The sequence below is a fragment of the Dictyobacter formicarum genome (assembly GCF_016587435.1).
In genome coordinates this window covers 48,643-71,844 of the sequence record NZ_BNJJ01000021.1, presented here as the reverse complement: position 1 = coordinate 71,844, position 23,202 = coordinate 48,643, and the positions used below count along the sequence as shown (strand labels likewise).

At 48.9% G+C, this 23,202-nt stretch carries 20 protein-coding genes; 1 reads left to right on the top strand and 19 read right to left on the bottom strand.

Translation table 11 applies throughout. From position 1 onward, the window contains the following. Nucleotides 1–848: 848 nt before the first annotated feature. The 9 genes from JMI88_RS29725 to JMI88_RS29685 all read right to left on the bottom strand — a co-directional run bounded on the left by JMI88_RS29725 (nt 849) and on the right by JMI88_RS29685 (nt 11,256). A complete protein-coding gene (locus tag JMI88_RS29725) occupies nt 849–1,481 on the bottom strand; it encodes a tetratricopeptide repeat protein (RefSeq protein ID WP_201365613.1) in 633 nt (210 codons plus the stop codon). 23 nt (nt 1,482–1,504) lie between these two features. Beyond that, complete coding sequence (locus tag JMI88_RS29720) at nt 1,505–2,716, bottom strand: IS256 family transposase (RefSeq protein WP_201365611.1); 1,212 nt, start codon at nt 2,714–2,716, stop codon at nt 1,505–1,507. A 185-nt stretch (nt 2,717–2,901) separates the two neighbouring features. Further along, nucleotides 2,902–5,661: a tetratricopeptide repeat protein gene (locus JMI88_RS29715; RefSeq protein WP_201365609.1), complete on the bottom strand. Its 2,760-nt coding sequence runs from the start codon at nt 5,659–5,661 to the stop codon at nt 2,902–2,904. A 149-nt stretch (nt 5,662–5,810) separates the two neighbouring features. After that, nucleotides 5,811–6,842 carry a CHAT domain-containing protein gene (locus JMI88_RS29710; RefSeq protein ID WP_201365607.1) on the bottom strand — a complete coding sequence of 344 codons (1,032 nt, stop codon included), beginning with the start codon at nt 6,840–6,842 and terminating at the stop codon, nt 5,811–5,813. 253 nt (nt 6,843–7,095) lie between these two features. After that, the gene (locus JMI88_RS29705) at nt 7,096–7,464 is read right to left on the bottom strand and encodes a helix-turn-helix domain-containing protein (protein WP_201365605.1); all 369 of its coding nucleotides are present in this window, start codon (nt 7,462–7,464) and stop codon (nt 7,096–7,098) included. Nucleotides 7,465–7,592: 128 nt separating this feature from the next. Beyond that, nucleotides 7,593–8,753 (bottom strand): tyrosine-type recombinase/integrase, encoded by a 1,161-nt coding sequence (locus tag JMI88_RS29700; RefSeq protein WP_201365603.1) that lies wholly within the window; start codon nt 8,751–8,753, stop codon nt 7,593–7,595. Nucleotides 8,754–8,844: 91 nt separating this feature from the next. Further along, nucleotides 8,845–9,075 carry an excisionase family DNA-binding protein gene (locus JMI88_RS29695; protein WP_201365601.1) on the bottom strand — a complete coding sequence of 77 codons (231 nt, stop codon included), beginning with the start codon at nt 9,073–9,075 and terminating at the stop codon, nt 8,845–8,847. A gap of 127 nt (nt 9,076–9,202) precedes the next feature. Continuing rightward, nucleotides 9,203–9,823, bottom strand: coding sequence for a 3'-5' exonuclease (locus JMI88_RS29690; RefSeq protein WP_236023119.1), 621 nt, complete (start codon nt 9,821–9,823; stop codon nt 9,203–9,205). Nucleotides 9,824–10,386: 563 nt separating this feature from the next. Beyond that, nucleotides 10,387–11,256, bottom strand: a complete 870-nt coding sequence (locus JMI88_RS29685) for a DNA adenine methylase (protein WP_201365588.1) — start codon at nt 11,254–11,256, stop codon at nt 10,387–10,389. A gap of 104 nt (nt 11,257–11,360) precedes the next feature. On the opposite strand from JMI88_RS29685, the gene JMI88_RS29680 reads away from it, so the two are divergent. Further along, the gene (locus JMI88_RS29680) at nt 11,361–11,633 is read left to right on the top strand and encodes a hypothetical protein (RefSeq protein WP_201365586.1); all 273 of its coding nucleotides are present in this window, start codon (nt 11,361–11,363) and stop codon (nt 11,631–11,633) included. Between the two features lie 81 nt (nt 11,634–11,714). On the opposite strand, the gene JMI88_RS29675 is transcribed toward JMI88_RS29680, so the two are convergent. From JMI88_RS29675 to JMI88_RS29630, 10 genes are all read right to left on the bottom strand, one after another. Next, a complete protein-coding gene (locus JMI88_RS29675) occupies nt 11,715–12,149 on the bottom strand; it encodes a tyrosine-type recombinase/integrase (protein WP_201365584.1) in 435 nt (144 codons plus the stop codon). Between the two features lie 67 nt (nt 12,150–12,216). Continuing rightward, entirely contained in the window at nt 12,217–14,574 is a 2,358-nt protein-coding gene (locus JMI88_RS29670; RefSeq protein WP_201365583.1) for a DNA polymerase, read from the bottom strand. Then, entirely contained in the window at nt 14,571–17,375 is a 2,805-nt protein-coding gene (locus tag JMI88_RS29665) for a bifunctional DNA primase/polymerase (protein ID WP_201365582.1), read from the bottom strand. The genes JMI88_RS29670 and JMI88_RS29665 overlap by 4 nt, the downstream gene beginning before the upstream one ends. Before the next feature lie 14 nt (nt 17,376–17,389). Further along, a complete protein-coding gene (locus tag JMI88_RS29660) occupies nt 17,390–18,298 on the bottom strand; it encodes an adenine nucleotide alpha hydrolase family protein (protein WP_201365581.1) in 909 nt (302 codons plus the stop codon). Nucleotides 18,299–18,418: 120 nt separating this feature from the next. Continuing rightward, nucleotides 18,419–18,814 carry a hypothetical protein gene (locus JMI88_RS29655; RefSeq protein ID WP_201365580.1) on the bottom strand — a complete coding sequence of 132 codons (396 nt, stop codon included), beginning with the start codon at nt 18,812–18,814 and terminating at the stop codon, nt 18,419–18,421. Continuing rightward, on the bottom strand, nt 18,811–19,206 hold the full coding sequence (locus JMI88_RS29650) for a DUF488 domain-containing protein (RefSeq protein ID WP_201365579.1): 396 nt from the start codon (nt 19,204–19,206) through the stop codon (nt 18,811–18,813). The genes JMI88_RS29655 and JMI88_RS29650 overlap by 4 nt, the downstream gene beginning before the upstream one ends. A gap of 44 nt (nt 19,207–19,250) precedes the next feature. After that, complete coding sequence (locus tag JMI88_RS29645) at nt 19,251–20,498, bottom strand: hypothetical protein (protein WP_201365578.1); 1,248 nt, start codon at nt 20,496–20,498, stop codon at nt 19,251–19,253. Between the two features lie 106 nt (nt 20,499–20,604). Beyond that, nucleotides 20,605–22,215: an ATP-binding protein gene (locus JMI88_RS29640; protein WP_201365576.1), complete on the bottom strand. Its 1,611-nt coding sequence runs from the start codon at nt 22,213–22,215 to the stop codon at nt 20,605–20,607. Nucleotides 22,216–22,271: 56 nt separating this feature from the next. Next, nucleotides 22,272–22,928, bottom strand: coding sequence for a hypothetical protein (locus tag JMI88_RS29635; protein ID WP_201365574.1), 657 nt, complete (start codon nt 22,926–22,928; stop codon nt 22,272–22,274). 53 nt (nt 22,929–22,981) lie between these two features. After that, complete coding sequence (locus JMI88_RS29630; RefSeq protein WP_201365572.1) at nt 22,982–23,185, bottom strand: type II toxin-antitoxin system HicA family toxin; 204 nt, start codon at nt 23,183–23,185, stop codon at nt 22,982–22,984. Nucleotides 23,186–23,202 lie beyond the last annotated feature (17 nt).

Genomic DNA, 23,202 nt, shown 5'->3' with positions numbered 1-23,202 from the left:
TTGCATAGTGATATTTGATAATAATAAATTTAATACAAATGAAAGTCAATATATTTATATGTCTGGTTTTCATTTGTGTAAGTGTAACATATGTTGCATTGGTTAGTATAAGTATGAAAGAGCCAGAAGAAGCAATCTAAAAGATTACTCCTCTGGTTTTAAAAAGATTTAGCGATTAAAAAGATTATCCATTTTATCTACCGCTTCTTGATGCATTGCTGGTAGTACATGGGAGTAAACGTTCATTACAGAGGAAGAAAAGCGGCAGCTTATTCAAGAGCTTCGACTCCTTCAACTGGACCCCAACGTTACTGAGGAATGCAAACAGCGTACCCAGGCCATCTTATTAGCAGTTCCCTTTTCTAGTTATGAAGACAAAGCGAGCGCCATCAAAGCGATAGCTTTCCTGCTTTCACAAGAAAAGGCAAAACGCTGTATTGCAGTCTATTGGCACTTACCAAAAAGGGAGATGGAAGAAGACGAGACACCCTTTTTAGCGGAGCTTACCCAGCAAGAACTCCTACCTATTGAGGTACGCGATAATCTCTATCAATTACTTCTCTCATCAGTGCCTCGCTTTCATTAGAGATTTTTCTTAAAATACCTGTCCTCTTGAGAGATGTTTTGACCTACCCTATCTTTAAATGGGGCTGTTATATAATATGGCGGTCCCATTTTGCGGACGAGTGGATCCGCGGTTACAAAGGCTCTTATTAGGAGTGGAGTGACGCTCTTGTTAACCAACATCTGCAATGCGACGTGCAAGGGTCCCCTATTTAACTCATTATTTGGCGCCAACAAAAGTGAAACATACCAATAGGGACCTTGGGTTATTGTTCTTTCGTTATTTAATCTTCTGCTGGAAAAATATCATAGTAATCCTCCTCGTATTGAATAGCTTTGAACGAATTCGGCCCAAAGCCTAGCCTTGAAAGGTGTATTGCGCGCTCAAATAACTTCTTCCCTTCTTCAAGCCTTGGCTCAGAATCTGAAAGTAACATCGCCCAGTCATGCAATGTGATAGCAACATCAGGATGTTCAGGACCCAACAATTGTTCTTTGATATGCAGTGAGCGCTTGTAGAGCGGTTCAACTTCGTCAATCGCCTTATTCTGCAATTGATAGATAGCCGCTAATGCGTCTAGTGTTCCTGCAATGAGTAGATCAATCGCTTCTGGAGAATCATACGTAGTGTTTGGCGCCTCTAATATGCTCAAGGAATGCAGTAGCGTTTGTTCTGCTTTGTTGTAATTTCCTTGTTGTCTATACAATTGTGCTAAGTTATGAAGCGTAATAGCTGTGCTAGGAGATCCGGTTTCTTGGATGTTGTCACTATGGTTAAGCACATGCAGGAACAGTTGTTCTGCCTCTTTTTCTTTTCCCTGACCTTGATATATTATTGCTAAGTTATTAAGTACAGTAATAGTAGTAAAATGTAATGGCCCAAGTATTCGCTCTATAATATTTAATGAGTCTGTCAAGTATTTTGTGTATGTAATTTCGTTTATTGAGGAAATCGATCCCCAAATTCAATGGCAAAACAGTTGAGTGCTGGAACCCAATTCCGAATGGGCATGGTCCACTTCTTAGCAATGTTGTGCATGGCCAGGTACACCACTTTGTAGACTGCCTCATCAGAGGGAAAAATGCGATGATTGCGCGTGACTTTGCGTAAGGACATATTCACCGACTCAATCGCATTGGTCGTGTAGATGACCTTGCGAATATCTTCGGGAAAGGCGAACAGCGGCATCACATGGCTCCAGTTGGCTCTCCACAGCTTGCTGATACTGCCATACTGCTGATCCCATTTTTCCGCGAACAGGTCCAGGTAGACCAGGGCCTCACTCTCTGTGGCAGCCGAATAGACGAGCTTTAAATCGGCGGCGACGGCTTTGCGATGTTTGTACGACACATATTTGAGCGAATGGCGTACCATGTGGACCATGCACAACTGCACCCGTGTCTGCGGATAGAGCGTCTCAATCGCTTCAGGAAGCCCTGTGAGCCCATCGACACAAGCAATAAAGATGTCCTTGAGCCCGCGATTATGCAGTTCAGTGAACACCGATAACCAGAACTTGGCGCCCTCATGATGACCCAGCCACATGCCAAGCAATTCTTTTTGCCCTTCCACATCCACGCCCAGAGCCAGGTAGAGCGCTCGGTTAATGATGCGCTGATTTTCGCGTACCTTGACCACCAAACAATCGACGTAGAGAATGGGATACACACTCTCCAGTGGCCGATTCTGCCACTGGTGTACTTCATCGAGCACCGCTTCAGTGACGTTAGAAATGAAGGTCGGTGAAATGTCCACGCCATAGAGCTCATGCACTTGGGCCTGAATATCGCGGGTGGTCATGCCACGAGCGTAAAGGGCCAGGATTTTCTCCTCGAAGCCTTCCAGGCGCGTTTGATGCTTGGGGATCAGGACGGGCTCAAAGCTGGCATCACGATCCCGTGGAATGTCAACGGTCACCTCTCCTTGTGACCCTTTGAGGGTCTTGCGGCTGCGTCCATTGCGGACGTTGGTGTGCTCTTCGTTGCGCTTGCCATGCTTGGGATAGCCCAGATGCTCTTCCATCTCCGCTTCCAAACAGCGTTCGATCAACGAGCCGGTGAGTTGTTTGAGAAATCCACCTTCAGTCAGCAACTGTTTCGGGTCGCTGCATTCTTTGAGCAGTTCATCAATGAGTTCACGTCGAATGGTCATATGTTTTTCTCCCTCTTCCATCTTCATCATCCTATTATACTTTACGTCTTACGTATCACGTATTGCGTATCATTTACACAAAACTTTGTACACACTCCATTGTGAGCTAGCAATCGAATTTGCGTAGAGGTTGATACTACTCTTGCTGCAACATTTTTTAAGAGACATTGAGAGTATAGACTTGTTCAAGAGAGTTCATCCCTCGGATATATCTCCCTGGACTTTGCTTGATTAGCATCTGTATGTGCTTGAATCTTCGCGACTTCTCTCTCTCGCTTCACTTTGAGAATATCGTTGGAACTCCAGCCTTTCTCAATGAGCTCAAGAGCACGGCAATAATATTGCTCTGCTATTTCGTGCTTTCCTTGATATTGATATAGCAATGCAAGCGTGTTGAGGCACTCTACTACTTCGGAGAAGAGAATGGGCCATGTCTCTTGCGCATGGAGTTCGATATCAAGTTGAGGCTGAAAGACAGCGAGGGCACGTTGCAAGATTGGTTCTGCTTGTTCGGATTTCCCTTGTTGATAGTACAGGATCGCCAATTCTTTGATAGCACTCCCTTTTTCTTGTGTATTTGAGACAACGCTTCGTTCATAAAGGTCAACTACACGTAGTAATAATGTCTCAGCTCGTTCATACTCGCCTTTTTCCCGATAGAGTACTCCAAGCCGTGTCATCGCTAACAGTGTCCAATAGTGATGATCATCACCAAATATCTCTTTATAAAGAACAAGGCTTTGCTGTAAACATAATTCGGCCTGCTGGTACTGACCTTGTTCTTGATACACTAATGAGAGGAAACCCAGACAGCCAGAGATATGATGTGCCTGCTGGTTTCCAGGTACTCCTTTGCAGATCGCAATGGCACGCTGCAAGAGTTGTTCGGCCTGTGCATAGTTGCCCAGATAAAAGGAGATTCTTGACCAGCCATAGAGGCTTTCTGCCACATCGGGATGGTCAGGACCAAAGAACTGTTCACGGATGGTCAGTGCCTTCTGCAGAATCTGTTCTGCCTGTTCATAGTTGCCTCGATACCCGTACAAGACAGCCAGATCATTGTAACATCTTGCTACCTCAGGACGGTTAGATCCAGGAGTCAGTTCATAGATAGCAATAGCACGTCGATAAAGTGACTCGGCCTGTTTTGCTTTCCCCTCTTGTTGGGTAAAGTAAAGCCAGCCTAACGTATTTAAACCACATGCCACATCGGGATGATTCGGACCCAAGAGTTGTTTGCAGATATCCAGTGCCTGTCGAATCAATCGTTCTGCACTGTTGTAGTGTGCTTGCTCCCTGAGAAAGCTCCCTGCTCTAAAAAGTAATTTGGCTACTTCAGGAAACAACAGCTTTTGCTGCTCAATTATATCCAGGCAGTAGTATACATGCGGCATATATGTCTGGCACTTAGGCCAGTCTGTGAGTTGCTGAGGGTCGGGAAATGCATGATTCACTAAGCGTATGGCTCGTTCCGCCCATACTTTTTGCATCTTCTGGTTCATACCATTTCGAATGACTATTTGTACTAATCGGTGAATATTGAGTACCTCCTTTTCGACGTCGCGCTTGAGCAGCGAATACCTCCGCAATTCTCCAATTGCCTTGTCTAGCGCGAATTCATCCTGCGCAACGGATTGTAATATTCGACCCAATTCGGATGCGCCCTGCTTAATCATAGACACAGGAATTGTATCTGGGTACAGAAAGGCACATAAGCGTAACAGATCGGCAGCAGCAGCAGAAGATTCCTGGACGCGTTGAAAGGAGAGTGACCATGCCGTATCAACCGTATATAAGTATTGTGTAGTAGCTGCGCTTTGCCATTTTAATATATCTATCTGCCGTTCTTGGTAAAGGGCTAGATAATGTATTAAACTGCAACCTGTCTCTTCGATATAGGCTCCTGCCTGCTCCAAGGCCAATGGCAGGCCATCCATCTTTTGAACGATGGCTTGAGCCTGCTCGCGCAGAGAAGTCTGTATAAATATAGAATTTAACTCTATCAATCTAGCTCGTCGTAGCAGTAGCAATGTCCCTTCTTCTATCTCCATATTCTCTACTGCAAGAGTATAAGCAATCCTGCCAACTGATTGTAAACGGGTTGTTAAGAGAACATGTCCACTGTCCCCAGTTGGCAAAAAATCACTAATCATGTTCACGTTATCAACGTTGTCGAAGATGAGTAGCCATTCTGTGTGGTGTGTGAACCATTGCTTGACTGCGCCAATGATCTGGCGTTGATCATGTATATACCACTCAGGAAGGCGTAAGGATTCCGCGACTGATACAAAGTCCGTGATGATCGTATCGCGGGAGGCTGCCCGTATCCACCAGACGAAACGGTAAGCTTCACGGTGACGGTACGCATACTCGATAGCTATTTGTGTCTTGCCCACACCCCCTAAGCCACTAAGCGCTTGTTTTGTCACATGTGCAATCATGAAATGTTCATAGATTGTTTTGAGGAGTGGTTCTTGCCCAGAAAAGAAGGGATTGCGTGAATAAGGCAGAGACCAGATACTCGGAGGTGTACTAGCAGCAGGCTGCATAGAAGGATTGAAAATGCTCTCTAACCGGTCAATCGAGAAATGAACTTTCCCAAGTTTCTCTAGGGCTTCATCATGCGCCAGTTGACGCCTTTGGTCTCTCTGCTTTTGGTCACGATGAGCTAGGTAGGCAAAGAGCGTGAGCCCTCCTGCCCCTAGAAGAGTAATGATTGCTAGATGAGGATGAGTCAGGAGCAGACGAACTACAACCCAGGTGCGAGGGTCGCTGAGTCCGCTAGTCCCGGTCATGGCAAAAGAAGTGATTACTGTTACTAGCAGACCACCAACAAGCACGCTACTCCAGATCCACCAAATTGCTTGCCAGAGCCAGACTCCTGCGTGGAGAATTCTTTTCCAAAAAACGAAAAGAGGTACGAGTGATTGTGGGTCATGATCCATAAGAAGCCACCTTCAGCAAAGCAAAAGCCTTTTCTACGAAATGATACAATTGCTGCTACTCATGAATTTTTGAGACACAAGATACATGTCGCAGGAAACGAACGGTTCTGTTACTCTACAACATGCCTCAAAAAAGGTCATATAAGAGATCACTCAAATAACATCTGATCTGTTTTCCGACAGTACCCGGACGGCAATAGACCATCCACCCATGGATCATCACCATAGTCGGTGATTAAAGTGGCAGGAAGAGTGTAAGGAATTCCCGCTGCTTTTGTTAGCTCTATAAGTATTTTGATGATACTTGATTTTGATTCATCCACTTCATCAAAAAAATGAATTAGAGAATTTTTCTCTATTCTTTCGATATGATCCAATTCATTGATAATTCCCACAACTAATCGTTGCATGGTTTCGGGTGTTACAAAGACTACAATCTTTTGTAAGGCTATCCGGCATTGTTTAAGTGAATCAAACATAGCTTTTACAGATAACTCGCTGTGCTGATCAGCAAAGATCGCCCGGCGGGAGCATAATGCTAATACTTGGCGAACCTGCTCGAACGATATATCTTCTGCTTTGCTCTTCTGAAGGAGATTGATTTGAGAGGCATCAAGGTTTTTTTTGACATAAAGTCTAGGTGCCTTCTCCTCCTCAAAACCTTCTAGAAGCAAAGCTGCTTTGCCTTGGTCGTAGGCATTCCGGATGGAACAACCAAATCCTATCGCCTGATAAAGAGAGGCAGCAAAAACAATTGCAGCTTGATCCCCAATTGCTTGGTTCGTCCCTATAACACAGTCAATGGTCTTAGAAATTGCGATAGCTTGTGGTTGGGTATAGCAAGCGTTGAAGACAACAAGGCGGATGTTATCCTTCAACACAGTGAATACTGTTTTAAGTGTACGGACACTGACGAACGCTCCGCCTTTATCTGAATCTGCAAAAAGTAGATTTCCATCTTTGCTTCCATGGCCACTAAAATGGACTATATGCGGCTTATGAATGTTAAGCAGTAGAAGGATATCTCGAGGCTGCACGGCCCAAGCAGAGAATAATTCTAATGTATCGCGAAATTCCGTGGCTCGAATTCTCTCTGTAATGGTTCGAACTTCCTCATCTAAATGTAAGTGTGGGGTCAGTATTGGATTAGCTGATAAGAATAATATTTTGATTTTGTTCATGCTATCTCTTTTTGCGTTGTATAGGTATCAATCATTTCTCTACCGAACGATTTTGAGGCAACTCACCAATGGGTCCCTGTTCAATCTGGCCCAATGATGAGATTCTGACGCGCGGTCTCTACCACTTCTTTTGTGACCGCCTGGAGCCGTTCGCGACTAAGATATGCTCTACCTGCGTCATCAGACGTTCAATCGGGCGAATATTTCCTTTCGTAATGTGTAGAATTGTGGCAATCGCTTCCTTGCCCGTGAATCATCTACGCATTGACGTTTCCATCCTTGTTCTTTGGCGATCTAGGCGACCTGACGATGAATAAGCAACCGCTGAACGTAGAGGCGTCTGTAAGGCCAACCCCTTCAACATGGTAACTGTTTGTTCTGGCAGGCGACGAGACTTGCCTTTATCGGAACGCTTCGCAGGCTTAGTGAGTCCAGCGAGTCCCTTTTCACGATACTGTTTGACCCAGAGTTGGACGGTGCTGGTAGCAAGATGATGGGTGCGTGCCACTTGCGCTTGAGAGAGCTCCTTTTCCACAGCTGGACGGATAATCTCGAAGCGTTCGAGGGCTTGTGTTCGTTGTTGTTCTGAAAGTGCGATGAGTGGCAATGCAGCTTCCGCCATGATTCATCATATCTTTCTTGAAAGAACCGAACAACACTACGTTCTCGTAGTATATCTCATCACCAGGATAATTGTACAGATTCCACGTTTAATTTTGGGATTTACACCCTTGATCAAGAATTACTATTCTAGTGCTGTTTCCCAAAAAGATTGTCCATTTTGTCTACTACTTCCTGATGCATTGCTGGCAGTACATGAGAATAGACGTTCATAGTCATCTTTATATCAGAGTGCCCAAGTATTTCTTGAACTACTTTCGCCGGAATACCCATGCAGAGCAAGAGTGTGGCTGCACTGTGCCTAAGATCATGAAAACGCATGTCTGGGAGACTAGCATCTTTCAGGAGCTTTTTGAAATGTTTATGCAAGGTTGAGGGATTTGTATAATTTCCGGTTGCATTGGGAAAGACCAGACCTTTTTCTTCCCATTGTGTGCCTGCTTGTAGGCGCTGTTCTAGCAGGGCTGCACGATGCTGTTTGAGAACGTCAATGACAAAGGCTGGTAGCATGATGGTGCGCTTACTGGAGTCTGTCTTTGGCTCGGTCTCAACATAGCCATATGATGTGAGGGGCATGACTGTATAGCGGACCTTGAGTCTTCGCGCTTCTAGATCGACATCTTTCCAGTGGAGCGCCAGGAGTTCGCCTTTCCGCATTCCTGTAGTAATGGCCATGGCTAGAAGGCACTCGAGTTGGGTTCTCTTTGCGGCTTCGAGAAGAGCTTGGGCTTGTTCCATTGTCAGATAGTGGATTTCTAGCGGTCTATTTCTTGGGAGTTCTACACCTTTGCAAGGATTTTTGCTGATATAGTTCCATTTGACGGCGTCATTAAGTGCCGCGTTTAACTGTCTATGTATGAGGCGTATAGATTGGGGAGATTGCCCCTCCTGTTGTTTTTTCGCTAACAATGCTTGTACGTGGTTTGGCCTTAGTTTCTGAAGTTGTATTTGCCCAACAGTGGGAATGATGTGTTTATTGAAGTTGCGCCGGTAAAGTGTATAAGAGGTCAGTTTGATGGCAACTTTATGAACATCTTCGAGCCAGTACTCTAGATACTGCTTGACAGTTTGGCGCGGCCCGGTGGCAAGAGTACCGTGTTTCTGGTCGTAAAGGGCCTTCTGTAGCAAATCGTTCGCTTCTTTTTCCGAGTCTGCCTGGATATACCTTCTTTTTCCTGTATCTTCTTCGACAAAGGTGGCCACCCAGGGGTGTTTTTTACGACCTTTCCGCTGATAAACGCTCCCTGTACCGTAGACTCTACGTCCTACTTGCTTCTTCGACCTGGGCATGAGTACCTTCTTTCTCTGCTGCTTATTCGAATGAAGAATAAAAAAAGCCTCAAGCCAGATGCCTTGGCTCGAGGCTCAAACTACCAAACTATTAAGCTACTGATGATTTCTCCTGTTTTTCCAGCCATCTCTTTAGCCCTTCCACGGGGACCCGTAGCATTTCGCGGCCTTCGCCCAGATCTATGACTGGTAGGCCTTTGAATTTGATGAGGTGATATATTTTATCTTTGCCCACACCTAGAGCATGCCCGGCCTCTTCGACTGAAAGAGCTAATGGCTGAATGGGTCGTTTGTCCGCGGGGACAGCAGTGCGTTTTCGCATGGCAAATCTCCTTGTTTTTCTTATAGTAAAAAACCCTGAGGTTTAAGAGTGTGGTTGATGGATGCTGTAATTGATGTAAAATTTTTAGATAGTTGAGGACTGTATGAATATGCTGACCAGAAGTATCCTAAAAAGGATGATCACTGCTATCGGTGAGGTCTGATCGATCTTGCTGCTGGGGGGCCGATTGAATGGGGGCTAGGTGGAGATCCAATGACCCATGTCGCCTGGCCAGTGCTCTGAGTACTTCAAGGGCGTTGAGCGCATCTGCAGTGGCGCGGTGGAATGATCCCTGTGGCGGGATGCCTAGACGCTGGCATGCTACGCTCAGCTTTTGCCAGGTGTATGATTGATAGTAGCTACTCCAGGCTCCGTGATACTGCGCGTATTGCTCCATCAGGCAATCCCATATGGCAGATGGCAATTTATACCCGTAGCGCTGTGCTGTGACTGAGAGAAGATGGCGATCAAAGGACGCGTTATAGACCAGCACGCGTCTGTATCGACGCAGAATGGCTTTGATTGTCGGCCAGACCTGAGGAAATGTTGGCGCATCCCTTAACATCGCTGGTGTGATGCCGTGTATGTGCGTCGCCAGATCGGGGCGATTGGGATCTTGCGGTTGGATTAACGAGGAAAACAAGATAGCTCCGGAAGAGCTCATGATGGCCAGCTCTATGACTTCATCGCCACTATCGAGCCCGGTCGTCTCGCTATCGAGCACTATCCACTCTGATGAACGGCGCATGTATTCATCGGCCCACTGGCAGATGCTCGCCTGTTTTTCCCTGTGTCTTATCTCTCTCCAGCAGCCCCGGCAATACCCCATCCGGACTTTCACTGCATATCTCCCCTTTCCGTGGCTCGAATCATAATAGCCGCAGGTTCTGCAAGTGTACGCTTGGACAAGGCCGGTGCGCATCTTTTGAATCGCCTCCTGTTGTTTTGGTGTTGGAACGCGTCGGCGAATGGCGGTATGGATGTTGTAGAGGTATCGCGTATACGGAGCTTTTCTGATGAAGTAGCAACCCTCTGGCCCTGTACCTGGTTTGAGCTTGAGTCTTCGCAGTTGGGTATACGTGTAAAGGTAATCTGGCCAGTTTCCGTAGATGTAATGCTGTACGCCCGGGCAAGGTGATTGAGGATAATGTTTCCATGTCCAGTGGCACACAGAGCATGTATAAGTACGATCCTCATTCTGGCTAATCTCATGAGCAGTAGATGTCATATAAGGCTCTTCTCCTTTGCGGGCTTGTCTGGATTTTTTCATTGAGAAATTGGCTCTGGTTGAGGGGGTGTTTTTATTCTGGTTTAGCTTACCTCCTCTTCGAAGAGAGATGGCTGTCTGGTGGCCATCTCTGACTTTTGTACACATAAAGGATTCCGCCATATACATTCAGTCCTCAATGTCTGTTGGATAGCTTCTTTCTGTCCGCGACGGCTTTCTGAAGAGCATAGGACCTCTACCTTCTGGCATTCCCAGCCGCTTAATGCATCCATGTAAAGTGGGTGATCATAGCCTGAGAGTATTGCCATTCCTTGAATCTGAGTCATGGTTTTTAAGAGGCGCTGGTGGTCGTGTGCACTCATCTCATGGAGGTAGCACTGTGATTTCTTTCTTGTTTCTGGTAAGTAGGGGGGATCCAGGTAAAACAATGTGTCGGGACTATCATAAGCCAGGATAACCTGTTCAAAGTCTCTATGGTCTATCTGCACCTGGGAGAGCCTTTGGACGAAGCCTGTTAATGACGCCGCGTGATTAGACCACTTTAGCGCAGGATTTGATCCAGGTTTCTTGGAGGAGCTCCACCCGGTCGATTTGACCGAACTATTCATGCTCTGCATAACGGCGCAATACCACCGGCGCGCTTTTTCTACAAGATCCTCTGCCTGGTGCCAGTGCCGGAGACATTCGTAGTATTCTTCGCGTGAGTAGGGGGTGAGCATCAAGAGTTGCTGTAGCGCTTCTGCTTGTTGAGGATCACGCAATACCCGGAAGAAGTTCACAACGCCGCTATCAATATCATTGAAGATCTCAATTCGACTGAGCGGTTTCCCAAATAGGAGCGCTCCCGAGCCGCCGAACACCTCGCAGTAGACTTGATGCCCAGGCAAAAGCGACACAAGCAATGGGGTAAGCGTGGCCTTTCCCCCGTACCAGGCAAATGGCTTCTTTTCCATATGTGTATCCTCCTGTAAGAATGGCTTAGGAGTTAAAGCGTTCAGTAAGGTAACTAGTCGATGAATAAGGGGAGCTTGGTTTTCTAGATAGAAGGAAAAGTGATATGAATAATGAATCATTGCCGCCCGACGGGGACAGCCGAGAAATACAGTGGCTTCATTTACCCATTAGAATCCCTGCAAATGTTGTTGAGGATGTAAAGAAAGCCTACCGTGAGCTTCAGCATATCCGTTATGGAGCCTCCATGGATGAGCCATTACCCGATGATAAGGCTGCGGGTGGCCTTATTTACTGGATATGTATCGAGGCCATCGGCGATTATATTAATTTGCCAGAGTTAGAGCGAAGGTTTAAGTCTAAAGCCGAGCCCTCCTGATAAAGGGGAACTATTTTTATGTGACTGTAAGCTTTAGATAACTTTGTGTGAGCTCCCAAGAGCTCACACAAATCTTGCATATCAGCGGGCAAAATGCTTATAAGCAAATGTGAGGCGGAACGTATGGGCAGATACTGTATTTCCTCCGAGATCTGCTCGCTCCTGCAACGCTGCGATAAATTTATGGATATCTCCAGGTGTAAGAGGATCACCACTTTGAGAGAGGAACATGTGATCCTCACCCTCTTTTGCTGTACGATAATGGCTGGTGTGTAGCCGTATTTGGTCGTGCACACCTGGGGGCAACTGGATGCGCCGTTTTTTATTGGTTTTCCCTTGAACATAGAGGAAATCGCCGCTGAAATCCTCGAGTGTTAAGCTACAGAGTTCCGAAACGCGAATGCCGGTGTGGAGCAGAATAAGAATGATCGTGTAATCTTTTTGACCCAGTGGTGTTGTGAGATCACACGCATTGAGCATAGCTTTGATCTGCTCATCTGTGAGAATTGCTGTCATATGTATTCTCCTCTGAGAAGTTGAGCGTTTTTATCGGCTGATGGAATGCTGATACGATGTGGACTCTTTAATCTTTTTGCCAGTATGTTCCCACAAGGACATCTGGCTCTGGGATATGGACAATTTTGAGGTAATCGCGACAGGCCTGGATCATGGCATCTTTGAGCAATCTCGAGGCTGCTTCAACCAGTGGTTCTGGGCACTCCATAACGATTTCGTCGTGGACGGTGAGAATCGTGTGTACCTTTTCAGGCAGGGTTTCGTATAGCAAAGTAAGCGCACGCTTGATGATATCCGCATTCGTACCCTGAATGGGATGGTTCTTTGCGGATCTCTCAAAGGATCCGCGGATAGATGGGTCGGCGATGTTCGTTGGGAATGGGCGCCTGCGCCCAGCCAGCGTCACTGCATATCCCTGTTTCATCGCCTGACGCGCGGAGGACCGCAGCCACCTGGAGACGCCGGAGTAGGTGGCAAAGTAGGTTCCCATCAACTCCTTGGCGGCGTCGGCTGAAACTCCGATCCGGTTTGCCAGCCCCTGGGCTCCCATGCCGTAAGCCAGGCCGAAGTTTATGGTTTTCGCGACGTCGCGCATCGAGACCTGGCCTTTATACACCTGTTTTTTCGTGTCGGCGTTTTCGGGTAAGCCGAACATCAACTTGGCCGTTTCGGCGTGCAGGTCCTTGCCTTCCGCAAATAGCCGCAGCATGGTGGCGTCTCCCGATACCTCTGCTAGGATGCGAAGCTCGATATTGCTTAGGTCCGCTTTGAGGATACGGTACCCTGGAGGGGCGATGAAACATGTTCGGATATTCTCCCCCTCGTTCTTTTCCCGAGCGGGCATTTGCTGTAAATTGGGGTTGCGGCAGATGATCCGTCCGGAGACCGCGCCTATTTGCCCGTAATCTGTCCTGAGGCGGCCATCTGGGCCAATCATTGCCAGAATGTTCTCGCCAAAGGCACTGCGGAACTTTTGGAGCTTCTTCCACTGGAGTATCTGCCCGACGATTGGGTAGTTGCCGGCAAACGGTTCGAGGGCCGCCTCCTGAGTCGAGTGAATGCGAATGCCTAGGGCGCTGAGGGCTGCTTGAAGTTGTGCTGAAGAACTTAAATTGATCTTCGCCTTTGGTAACGCGGGTTTTCGTATCGGCGGATGGCTTTCTACCCACCGATTCACCCCCTCCTGCCGAAATGCTGGCCACGTCTTCTGTTTCGTGGATGCTTGATATGCCTGCATCAGGAGCCGCTCCTCCTCGCGGAGGCCATTCTGGTAACGTTTATAGGTATCCATATCTTTTTCGTAGGCTTTCTGGCGCGAGTCTCGCAGGGCGCCTTCCAGGGTTGCCGTGATATCGCGCTCCAGTTCGAGTTGGCGATCGTACTTTTGCTGCAGGATGCTGCGCCACCTTTCTGTGTCAATTAGGACCCCTCTGAGCTCCATCTCGGCAATGGCAGGGAGCGCCTGGTTTTCCAACTGGATCACGTGATCCAGACTCTGGGCTTTGATCTTCGCCTGTTGTTGTTGGAAGATCTGGTAGGGGACCTCGATGTCCTGAACGATGTAGGCGAGCTGCTCGACTGGTAAAGGAGCCGACCATTCTTTGGAGCGCTGGTCCAGATTGGGAAACCATAAGCGCTGCTCTTTGCTCACAGGGATGCGGTAGCGCGCTGCGGTTGCCTGGAGGTTAACGGGTGTGCCTGCGTCGTGAAGTCCGGTGCCCAGTATGAGCTGCTCCCCCAACATGGTGTCGTAGACGCGCTGTAGGTGGATGCCGAAGTGGGTGGCCAGGAAGATCCAATCGAACTTGAGGTTGTGCCCAATCCAGAGGAAGTCCTTCTGGCCGAGGACCTCCCCCAATGCTCTCTTCCAGTGTGCCTGCCACTCGGCGTTGAGGCTGTAGTAGGGTCGCATGTCCAGCACCGAAACTCTTCCCGGACTGCCCAGGGCGATCGTGACGATTTTATCTCGATGGGCATCCAGGCCGGTCGTTTCCAGGTCCAGTGTCCTGGGTTCGGGCCTGTCGCTGATCTCGTTGAAAAGCTCGACGAGATCCTGCAGAAAAAAGCGCGCCTGGGTGACGCGCGTAAGAGAGGGAGAAGCTTGACACTGGGTGTGCGATTGCATATAGCGATGTCGTTTGCAAAAGATGTTTAGACCGTCATCGCTATACGCGTAGATTTCCGCCCCGCATTGAGAGCAGGCTTCCACGGATGCCGCTGGCGTTTCCTGCGGCTGCTGTGGATAGGCCTCTTTCTCTGCTGGAGGTGAGAGCAATTCCAAAAGGCCCTGCTTCTGCTCAACTATCTGCTGCCGCAGTGGCGCCGTGAGGACGTCTCTGGGCGCGTCGATGGTCAGGCGCTCGCCGGCGGCTGATAGTTGAATATTGAGCTCCTGCAAGTGATGGAGGAGTGCTGATGCGGTCATATTTCAAACACCTCTCTGTCATCGTTGTTTGCGGGGAGTTGCTCGTCGCATCCCGCAATTTGCTCGTTATCCTGTGATGAGAAAAGCGTGTTCGCGGCGCTTGTATAGTCTGATGAGGCAGTTTCACCGGTGATGGCTTGCGGGGAGTGCGGGAAGTGGTTTTGGCCGCTACTATATATATGTTCGTTTTCCTGGATGGTTTGGGGATTTTCGCTGCGCGTAAGAGGGGAAGCACTCCCCGCACTCCCCGCAAAAACTCTCCAAAGGCTCTTTTTGTTGTGCTTATCAAGGGTCTTTTCGAGATGCAGGTTTTCCCTTCCATAACATGTGTCCACGCGCTTATCAAGCGCCTTCCCGATGCGTATTTTGAAGCTGGCTGACTTCTCTTTGAGCGCGTACTGTAATGCATCTGGAAGAATATCTGCGAAACAACTCCCCGCAGCGTTTTCTCTATCGGTGATAGCTTCAACCAGTTCCGCGACGGTGATCCACTCGCTCCCGAATCGCTCGATCCATGTCTGGAGGAACGCTTCCCACTGAGCGTTGCCTTCATCGGCTTCCTCATAGAGCTGCTCCAAATTCGAGAGAAAGCCAGTAACGCCAGCATGCGTTAAGACGGAGCCGATTGTTTTCGCCCAACCGGTAAACGTTCCACCGACAGTTGGCAGCCCCGCTGCCTCCGGTTGCCCATCGGCGTACCACGCGCGGGCCAGGGTCAAAAGCGCTTCGATGAGTACCCCGCGGTGCTCTTGAACCCAGGTTGCCAGGTCCTCATGTTTGAAGTCTCGGCGCAACCAGGGGCGAGAGTCGTGGGGGTCGAAGCGAATCCGGTAGCATCGGCGGCCGAGATCACCTCCTAACCTGATGTTGTTCCCTGTAGCTATCCAGGTCGCCCGGTTGTGGACTTTGACCATGGTGGACTGGCCAAGTAGGCGGCCTTCGTGGATATCGGCTGTGAGCACGGCGTCTAACTTTGCCGATTGGAGGCGGCCAGCGATATTATCGATGCTGATAATCGTCCTGCCCTGTATGAGCATGGCCGTGATGCGCTTGTCCCACTCCTCCTCATTGTCTGTGGCTGTCAGAATTGAGGCGCTGCCTCCAGTTGCGATAATGGATACGACATCGGCAAACAGCCCTTTGCCCGTACCCGGTTTGGGCGCGTCGAGTAACGCCAAGGGGATGTGGCGTTTTATCGCTGGCCTGAGGATAGGCGTCAGGAGGAGGCCGAGGGCGTTAGCCCGATCGGCCTCGCCGACGTAGTAGAAATCCCCGATGGTATCCATGATGAGTGCCAGGGCTGCTTGCCGTTCTTCTCGCGTTGGATGGTCTGGGACCTTGCACTGGCCCAACTGGGGGTGTGGGGCGTAATACAGCCGTGTCGCCGCATCGTATCCTGGCTGGTCCAGGATTGAACCATCGGGCCGGATAACTGGTGTTTCTACGATGGCTTGGAGCGCCGGGAAAGGCAAGTATGGCCGCTGTGTTTGCCTGGCCAGGATCTGCTCCGCTATTTCCTTCGCCGGAGAGCAGGGGATCTTGGCGAACTCGCCATCTGAGTTGGGGATTTTTCTCAGCCGAAAGTAATTTGCAGAGTGTGTCAACACCTCCTTCACTTCAGTGATGCCCATCTGGGTGACTACGGGGCGCTTGACTTCATCGTGCCCGATTCGGACCAGGCGCGACGACTGCATGAACAGTGATGGGGCCAGTTTCTCGATGCGCGAGACCGCATCGATGGCCTGGTTAGTCAGGTCGCGGAGTTGGTCCGCTCCTAAAATGATCTCTGGAAGCTCCTGGTTATCCCCTTGCGCCACTGCTGTCCTGGCCATCCCCTTGCCGTTTCCCCCGGAAGATCCCGCCAGCGGTGACTGAACCACCCACGCCTCGCGGGCCTGCTCTCGATAGGCGCTGCTGAGGCTTGCCAGTGCTTCTTCTATGGTGTAGGGCTCAATTTTCCCTTTAGTATTTTCTGCAGGCACTTGCTCTATGTAGCTCTGCATGACCTTCTGAGCAGTTTGCTGCGGATAGTGATTATCACGGAGCTGGCAGGCCAGCCAGAAGCCCGCGTCATTGCGGCCCGACCCCTCTTTCCGTATCATGGTGAGAGCGCGGCGAACTAGTGTGTTTGCAATAGCAAGGGCTGGTTTATTATCTGATGGCTCGGGAGCCGATGTTCCGCTTTTGACCATGGAACTCTTTGACGCAGGCGCATGGAGGATGCCTAAGAAGGACCTTAAATCCTCCGGAAGTATGGTCAAATCTTCTGGTCGAGGATCACGTAGCCAGACATATGCTCCATTAGTGTTTCTTCCGCAGAAAGCAGCGTACCCTCCATCAGCGCGGATATCAAGGCCGGGCCATCGGCGCCCAAGTTCCTTTTGAGATTTGCTATTGAGTGTCTGTACAGACCAACCAGGATGCGCGAAGTAGACATGAGCGCCGCCAGATCCGGTAATGAGATGAGGCCGAAGGTTCAATCGCTGGCATGTCTCCTGCCCAGCAGCACCATCAAAATCTAGAATGATGATGTTGTTGATGGTGCCGGTAATAACAGCCCAGGCAGCCGGCGTGTAGATATCCTGCCAGTTCTGTATCTCTTGCACAGAGGGTTTGCGCGTTTGGAATGTCTTCCATCCCATGCGCTTTGGAGTTCCATTTGGATGAATGCCACCTGTTTGCAATGGTTTTTTGTCTTCATCGATCGGGAAGACGGACCAGTGAAATTGTTGACAAGCTTCCTGTGCAGTTTGATGTGGGGATTGAGTATTCCATGCCGTGGCAAGTGAGGTGATAGTCATTGTCGCCTCTCTTTCTACGAAAGCATGTCCTCTAGAGATCTTCCGTGCTGAATAGTGTGGCCAATGGTGCGTTCGATTTCTATTCCGCGTTCAATAATGGGGCGCCCTGCTTCACTTTGGTAGCTGGTGCGCATTTGATCTTCCGATTTGAGAAAGCACATGACGCAGCTCATGCGCGGGCCACCTTCGACGTCCTGGTCATACATATCCTGCTCGCTCATTCCCTGAGCTTTATAGCAGTAGTGTGGCTTGATCTGGTAGTCGCGCATTTTGCGGAAGACATCAATACGGCGGAAGCTAAGCACTGGCCGCCATTCTTGAATCCATTCCAGGCCTGGGCGATTGCGTAGCACAGGGAGGCGAGCACGACCCTTTGATTCCTTCCAGCGCTCTCCGAGTGCTAACAGTGGGTGAGGGCCAAGGAGATCTCGATGTGCACGTGCCCAGCGATTGAAGTTATCCCGCTTGAAGTAGGAGGTACAGAATCTGACATCCAGGCTGGGCCATTTTTCGCGCCACTTAACCAGATCTAGGACAGAGGATACCTGGGTTAAAAAGCGTGCATCTCTGCAGGAACATTTACGACAGTGAGGCTCTGGAGCGCTAGTTAAGTAGTGGTTATGGCACTGTAGGCATTCATATCCTTGATAAATGGCTTGTGTCGCATAGAGTGGAATCTGCAGCGCCTCGCAGACCTCATGACAATATTCGACGGTCCCTGGCCAATCTTCAAGGATAATCTGATGATGGGCCATAACCTGTTGCCGGTTGAACGTCTCTATTGCCATCAGCAGGGTTGCTATACTATCTTTACCTCCCGAAATGGAGACCACAACTGTGGCGTCAGCTGGCAATATGCTTTTTGCTGGCTCAAGCTCTGGAAAAAGAAGCGGTTGCTTGGTATTTGAGGATGAAAGAGGCATGGTGGGTCTCCTTCCCATTAGAAAGCCCCGCGTGCTAGAATGGACACACGGGGCATGAATAGAATACTTTCCTCGTCAGCGGCTGCTCTGGTCAGGTTCGAATTGAGTCAGAGAGCCGCATTATTGTATATCCGGATAGCCTTTGCACGGGCAGTTTTCCATGCGGCACATATGTGGTTCTAACCAGCGGATGGGTATGCCGCGTGCGTGAGCGTACCTGATTTCATTGGCTGTCGAGGGCCCGATATAATCATTGACGTTGAGCACCAGTATCTCGTCGGCAATATCAATTTTGCGTAAGTGGAGCACGTCGAGGCGCTGTTTGTCTGTATCCGACAATCCGAGCGCTTCATCACTTTTGAAATCACAGCCAATGCTCAACACTATTTTCCCCTTCAACGTTTCATTTAAGTTGGCTTGATGGAAAGCCTCAGAAAATCGTGTGCTGCCGCAAAGACAGACAATAGTTGGGAAATCTTCTCCGACAGCGAGCAGATAGGTTTCATAAGTGGTCATAGGTGCACCTCAACTTCTGGAAGAAGAGCTTTAAGACGCTCAACAATTACGCGGCGATGACACATATCATAATTTTTGCAAGCACAAAGCAGTACAATATCGGTCCCCGATTGGAGTAGCTGGGCGAGGTCCTGAATGGCTTGGTCTGGATCCAACAGTCGGATGGGTTTGTTTGAGTCTCGAAAGTGGATATTACCTAATTGCTTTTTGTGGAGGTATCGTTCGCCCCAACGTCCTTGTAATGTTGATTTATTCCATTGCGGCCTCCAGCGCGACTGGGGCACGAGCCGTATATCAACGAGAAGCACATCGGGACGTTGCATGATCGCCTCAAGTGTCGGTTCAGTATTGCTGTCAGCGTATCCTAATGGATAGATTGTTCCAGGTGGCACGTGGTTTAATCTCCTCTGGTAAGAAAAAGCGACTTACGAGATGGTTAGTTGTGTATCACTGTGTTATTTTCGTTTTCCTCCTTGTCCTCTTTCTGAACACCTAGCGCATCGCGTCTATAGCGTATGGCTGTGTTTCGAGAGACATCACAATATTTCTCAATTTCTGTAAGGGATGGAACATGCCCCTGTGTTAACTGTTCAGAGATGTACCGAGAAACGCGGATTTCAGCCGGTTCACTGTACGTGCGTTCGGGTAGTTCAGCCCTGACGCGTGATTGAGATGATTGAACTACTTTTGATGGTTCATTCTCGATGACTTTTGTGGAGCCTCTGGTTGCTCTCGGAGATGGTTCAGAAGCATGCGAAACCTGCCTGACGGTGCGCACCTCTGTGATGGTTGTGTGCATTTGATGTACTGATGCTGAAACCTCTTGTAGCCTCTCTGCAAGCTCTTGCAGTGCCGTGGTATTGTTCCCCTCTTCCAGCACCTGAACCATGGCTTGTACCTGTCCTTCAATCAGTGGCTGTACTTGTTCCGCAACCAGAAATTGAACCTCTTTTTGAACTGTCTCTGGTATCTGGTGAACTACTCCTATCAACTCTGATTGAACCGCCTCATGAATCTCTGAGACGATAGTGTTTATGTGCGCCTGTACTACCGAGTGAACTACCTGGGGGATATTTTCTTGAACCAGTTGTATTTGCTGTGCCACCTGATTAACTGTGGTTCCGAAATCATTCAAGTGGGTATAAACATCCGATGACTTGACCATTGATGACTGATCCATCTCTTCTTTGTGCATAGAATAAATGACATAGCCGTAGATGACAGCCATCACCGCCCGAGCGATTAGCAACAGTGCTTCAATAACCTGCACTACATTTTCTGGAATGTTGAATGACCGTTGGGAAGAGGAAAGAACCACATTAGCGATCATCAGCCCAATAAGTGTAAAGCCAACACGCCGAGCTGTGGTCGCTATTTCTGTCTCTCCATCATGCCGGGCTTGCTGAGCCAGTTTAGTGAGGCTCATGCCACCGATATCAAGTGCGAGCTGCTGCCCGATGAACATAAATGCATCCCAACCTGGAGTAGTGTGTACACCAGGCAGTAACTTTGCGCCGGAATAAAGAACTGATGCACAGAGGAATGGTTCAGCTGCTTTTCCTGCCAGGCCTAAAAACCAATTCCAGAGACCCGATACATAGTTGCTCCTGGCAAAATGATAGAAGAAGAGTGTGCGATCATTCCACCATCGTGGTGCTTTGTCTTGGTTTTGGCTATTATCCATTACTTTAGAATTCCTTTCAGAATATGCGAGAGAGGAAATTATGGGGGGAGGGTCCGTGCTCAAGTTTCCGTCTCTCGCTCACTCTCTCGCTCACTCTCACTCATGCTTACATGCTGTCTGAACCCAGTTCTTGTCTAATGCGAGCGTTCAAAACCTTCGCATGATGTTCTGAGAGATTGAAAACTGGCATTAAATCGCGATAGCCAGTAGATTTTCCTATTTTTCGGAGTTGGACGGCTGTAAGAAATTGGTCTTTACTAATGGCTACATCTTTGCCGAGAACAATGAGATCATCAGCTTCCTCTTCTTGATCCTCAATGTTGTTACCTGTCATGGACCGGTAGAGATCAACAAATGAAGCTTCTTCATCGGTCTGGGTCCGGTTCATTGCGCTCTTTAGAAGAAGAGATTTAGTGAAGTGCTGGTTTCCATAGCGGTTGAGCGCGGCTCCCAGATCTGGTGTAATGCCTCTGTGCTCGGAGCGGCGAGCATTGAAATGGGTGATGAACATTTCTCCGCTTTCGAAGACGATAAAGTCGCCTTTGCCAAAGGATTGGACCAGGCGCCGATCCAATTTTTGCTTGCCTCTTTCATCCTTGCCAATTAACTCTTCATATCGCTCCAAATCATTATTGAGTGACTGTCGGCCGAGAAAGTAAACTTCGGAGCCGGCGATAACTTCCTTTCGGATCTGGGCAATTCTTTGTGTGAATATGGCTGGAGTGAGACCCCGCTTTCGACCGCGCGCGTTAAGATCCATGAACGCTTTTAAAAGGGTACTGGCCGGCTCTTTAGCGATGTTTGATACGCTGGAGTCTTGCGGAAGAAAATGTTGAGCTTCATCCAATAAGATCAACGCCGGAACTCGCAGGCGTGGGTCTTGTTCATTAGCCCACGCGAACATGCCTTTGATGATCAAGTTCATCACACTGGCAGCCTCTTCCAGTGTTTCATAGGTACCAATTTCGAGCACCATCTGAACGCCATTCTCGAGGATGGCATAGCCCACGTCTTTTGCGTTGGCTACATCGACTTTCCAATAGTGGTCGTGGTGATGACGTTCATCCCAATCGGGATGGCCAGCGATGACGCAGCGTTCCAGCACCTCTGGAAGAGTGACGTAGTCTTCCTCATAGTCGAAGATGGCCATGGGAATAGGAAATTTCCCAATCTCTTCCATGAGAAGTGCGGCAACATTGGTTTTACCACTACCACGCATACCTACACAGAGGATGGCCCGGCCGAGAACTAAATTAAGTGGTGGCTGAAAATCCGGTGCCAGTTCCAGGTTGGTCGGATAGAACTTTTTTCCTGAGAATGCTACTGGACGCTGAGGTTTCATTGGCACTGTGGGAGCGTTGTACGGGGACGCATCAACAATGCGATCTTCTGGAATTAAAGGCATATTGGGTAGGGGGCGAACAATAGTTTGTTGCGCTTCCTCTTCTATCGTTTCGACCTCACGCGCGCGCCGATACCCAGATGGTGCCAGAAGATGGTCCATCCCTGATGGACTGCCCTGCAAAGAGCGTGCGATCTGGTGCTTAACTGCACCTCCTAGCATTGGGATGAGCACAACAATTCCGGCTGAGATAGCGATGGCATAGAAAATTCCGTCGACACCTAAATTAAAAGTGGTTGCGAAAAGGACGACACAGACAATGAAAAGAGTGAGGTAGATGGGATTGTTGAAGCGACGTAGATCGAAGCGGAACATATATGGCCTCCTTATGGAGAGGCTCTCCTGCTGAGGGCAAGAGAGCCGGGATACTTTTATTTGTGCCGCTTCTCTGTACGATATTTGTCATGGTAAGCCCAGTAGTCTTTAGAGTCTTCCCAGGCACCCCAGAGACGCGTGAAGCCATCGTACATGAGAAGAGTGCTACAACCTGTTAGACCAATTGTCCAGGAACCGACGAAGAAGGGTTGATGTGTATATAAGGTGGCGAACGTGACATCACCCGCGACGTCGCCAACCAGAGCCATCAGAAAGTAAATGGTGCCGATGGTGAGGACATTTTCCACTGATTGTTTGGCGTGCATGCTTTTCACATTGAAATTCTGAATGTGTCGCAAGCGAGCCCAGGTGGAAGACATTGATTGTCCATTTTTGTGTAAGAAACCCTGAATGGCGCCGGCGATGAAGAACGCCATCAGAAAAATGAAGGGAGACACATTAAAAAGTTCAGTTGGTTTCAGGTATTTGTAGTGATCACCCATGGCCAGCGAGAAGAAACCGTAGGTGGATGTAGTGACCTGGACGATGTTGGAGGCAATACCAAAAGTGGCTTCCATACCTCCAATAAGAAATTTTAAAATGGGTGGATGCTCGGCAGCAGCTTCAAATGCGCTATCGTCCAGATCCTCGAACTTGCGTGTTTTCTTTGGATCATCATAAAAAGTTGATGATCCTCTGAATGCTGATGACATGCGAGGCCTCTTTCTGTGTGGTGAGGGATGATATAAAGGTTTATAGATAGGAGCTATGAGAACGCACGACAGGGACGAGTGTGGCGCGGATAGACCGTCGCGACCTGATAGGGATGGGCATCATCATTGTCTGAACCATTGAGTATGATAGGTTTTTCTGGATGGGCTGGGTGGGTCCAGACTGTATGGCTGCCTTTCCCCCGGCGGACGTGGTACCCGCGTCTGCGTAAGATGGCTTTCAACTCACGTATTTTCATGGGTACTCCTCTACAAG

Excerpts from the sequence above, each read along its gene's own strand:
- JMI88_RS29640 (WP_201365576.1), bottom strand. The coding sequence starts at position 22,215 with ATGTTCCGCTTCGATCTACGTCGCTTCAACAATCCCATCTACCTCACT.
- JMI88_RS29685 (WP_201365588.1), bottom strand. The coding sequence starts at position 11,256 with ATGGAAAAGAAGCCATTTGCCTGGTACGGGGGAAAGGCCACGCTTACC.
- JMI88_RS29715 (WP_201365609.1), bottom strand. The coding sequence starts at position 5,661 with ATGGATCATGACCCACAATCACTCGTACCTCTTTTCGTTTTTTGGAAA.
- JMI88_RS29665 (WP_201365582.1), bottom strand. The coding sequence starts at position 17,375 with ATGACTATCACCTCACTTGCCACGGCATGGAATACTCAATCCCCACAT.
- JMI88_RS29705 (WP_201365605.1), bottom strand. The coding sequence starts at position 7,464 with ATGGCGGAAGCTGCATTGCCACTCATCGCACTTTCAGAACAACAACGA.
- JMI88_RS29680 (WP_201365586.1), top strand. The coding sequence starts at position 11,361 with ATGAATAATGAATCATTGCCGCCCGACGGGGACAGCCGAGAAATACAG.
- JMI88_RS29690 (WP_236023119.1), bottom strand. The coding sequence starts at position 9,823 with ATGCGCCGTTCATCAGAGTGGATAGTGCTCGATAGCGAGACGACCGGG.
- JMI88_RS29720 (WP_201365611.1), bottom strand. The coding sequence starts at position 2,716 with ATGACCATTCGACGTGAACTCATTGATGAACTGCTCAAAGAATGCAGC.
- JMI88_RS29710 (WP_201365607.1), bottom strand. The coding sequence starts at position 6,842 with ATGAACAAAATCAAAATATTATTCTTATCAGCTAATCCAATACTGACC.
- JMI88_RS29655 (WP_201365580.1), bottom strand. The coding sequence starts at position 18,814 with ATGACCACTTATGAAACCTATCTGCTCGCTGTCGGAGAAGATTTCCCA.
- JMI88_RS29635 (WP_201365574.1), bottom strand. The coding sequence starts at position 22,928 with ATGTCATCAGCATTCAGAGGATCATCAACTTTTTATGATGATCCAAAG.
- JMI88_RS29700 (WP_201365603.1), bottom strand. The coding sequence starts at position 8,753 with ATGCCCAGGTCGAAGAAGCAAGTAGGACGTAGAGTCTACGGTACAGGG.
- JMI88_RS29630 (WP_201365572.1), bottom strand. The coding sequence starts at position 23,185 with ATGAAAATACGTGAGTTGAAAGCCATCTTACGCAGACGCGGGTACCAC.
- JMI88_RS29645 (WP_201365578.1), bottom strand. The coding sequence starts at position 20,498 with ATGGATAATAGCCAAAACCAAGACAAAGCACCACGATGGTGGAATGAT.
- JMI88_RS29660 (WP_201365581.1), bottom strand. The coding sequence starts at position 18,298 with ATGCCTCTTTCATCCTCAAATACCAAGCAACCGCTTCTTTTTCCAGAG.
- JMI88_RS29675 (WP_201365584.1), bottom strand. The coding sequence starts at position 12,149 with ATGACAGCAATTCTCACAGATGAGCAGATCAAAGCTATGCTCAATGCG.
- JMI88_RS29670 (WP_201365583.1), bottom strand. The coding sequence starts at position 14,574 with ATGACCGCATCAGCACTCCTCCATCACTTGCAGGAGCTCAATATTCAA.
- JMI88_RS29695 (WP_201365601.1), bottom strand. The coding sequence starts at position 9,075 with ATGCGAAAACGCACTGCTGTCCCCGCGGACAAACGACCCATTCAGCCA.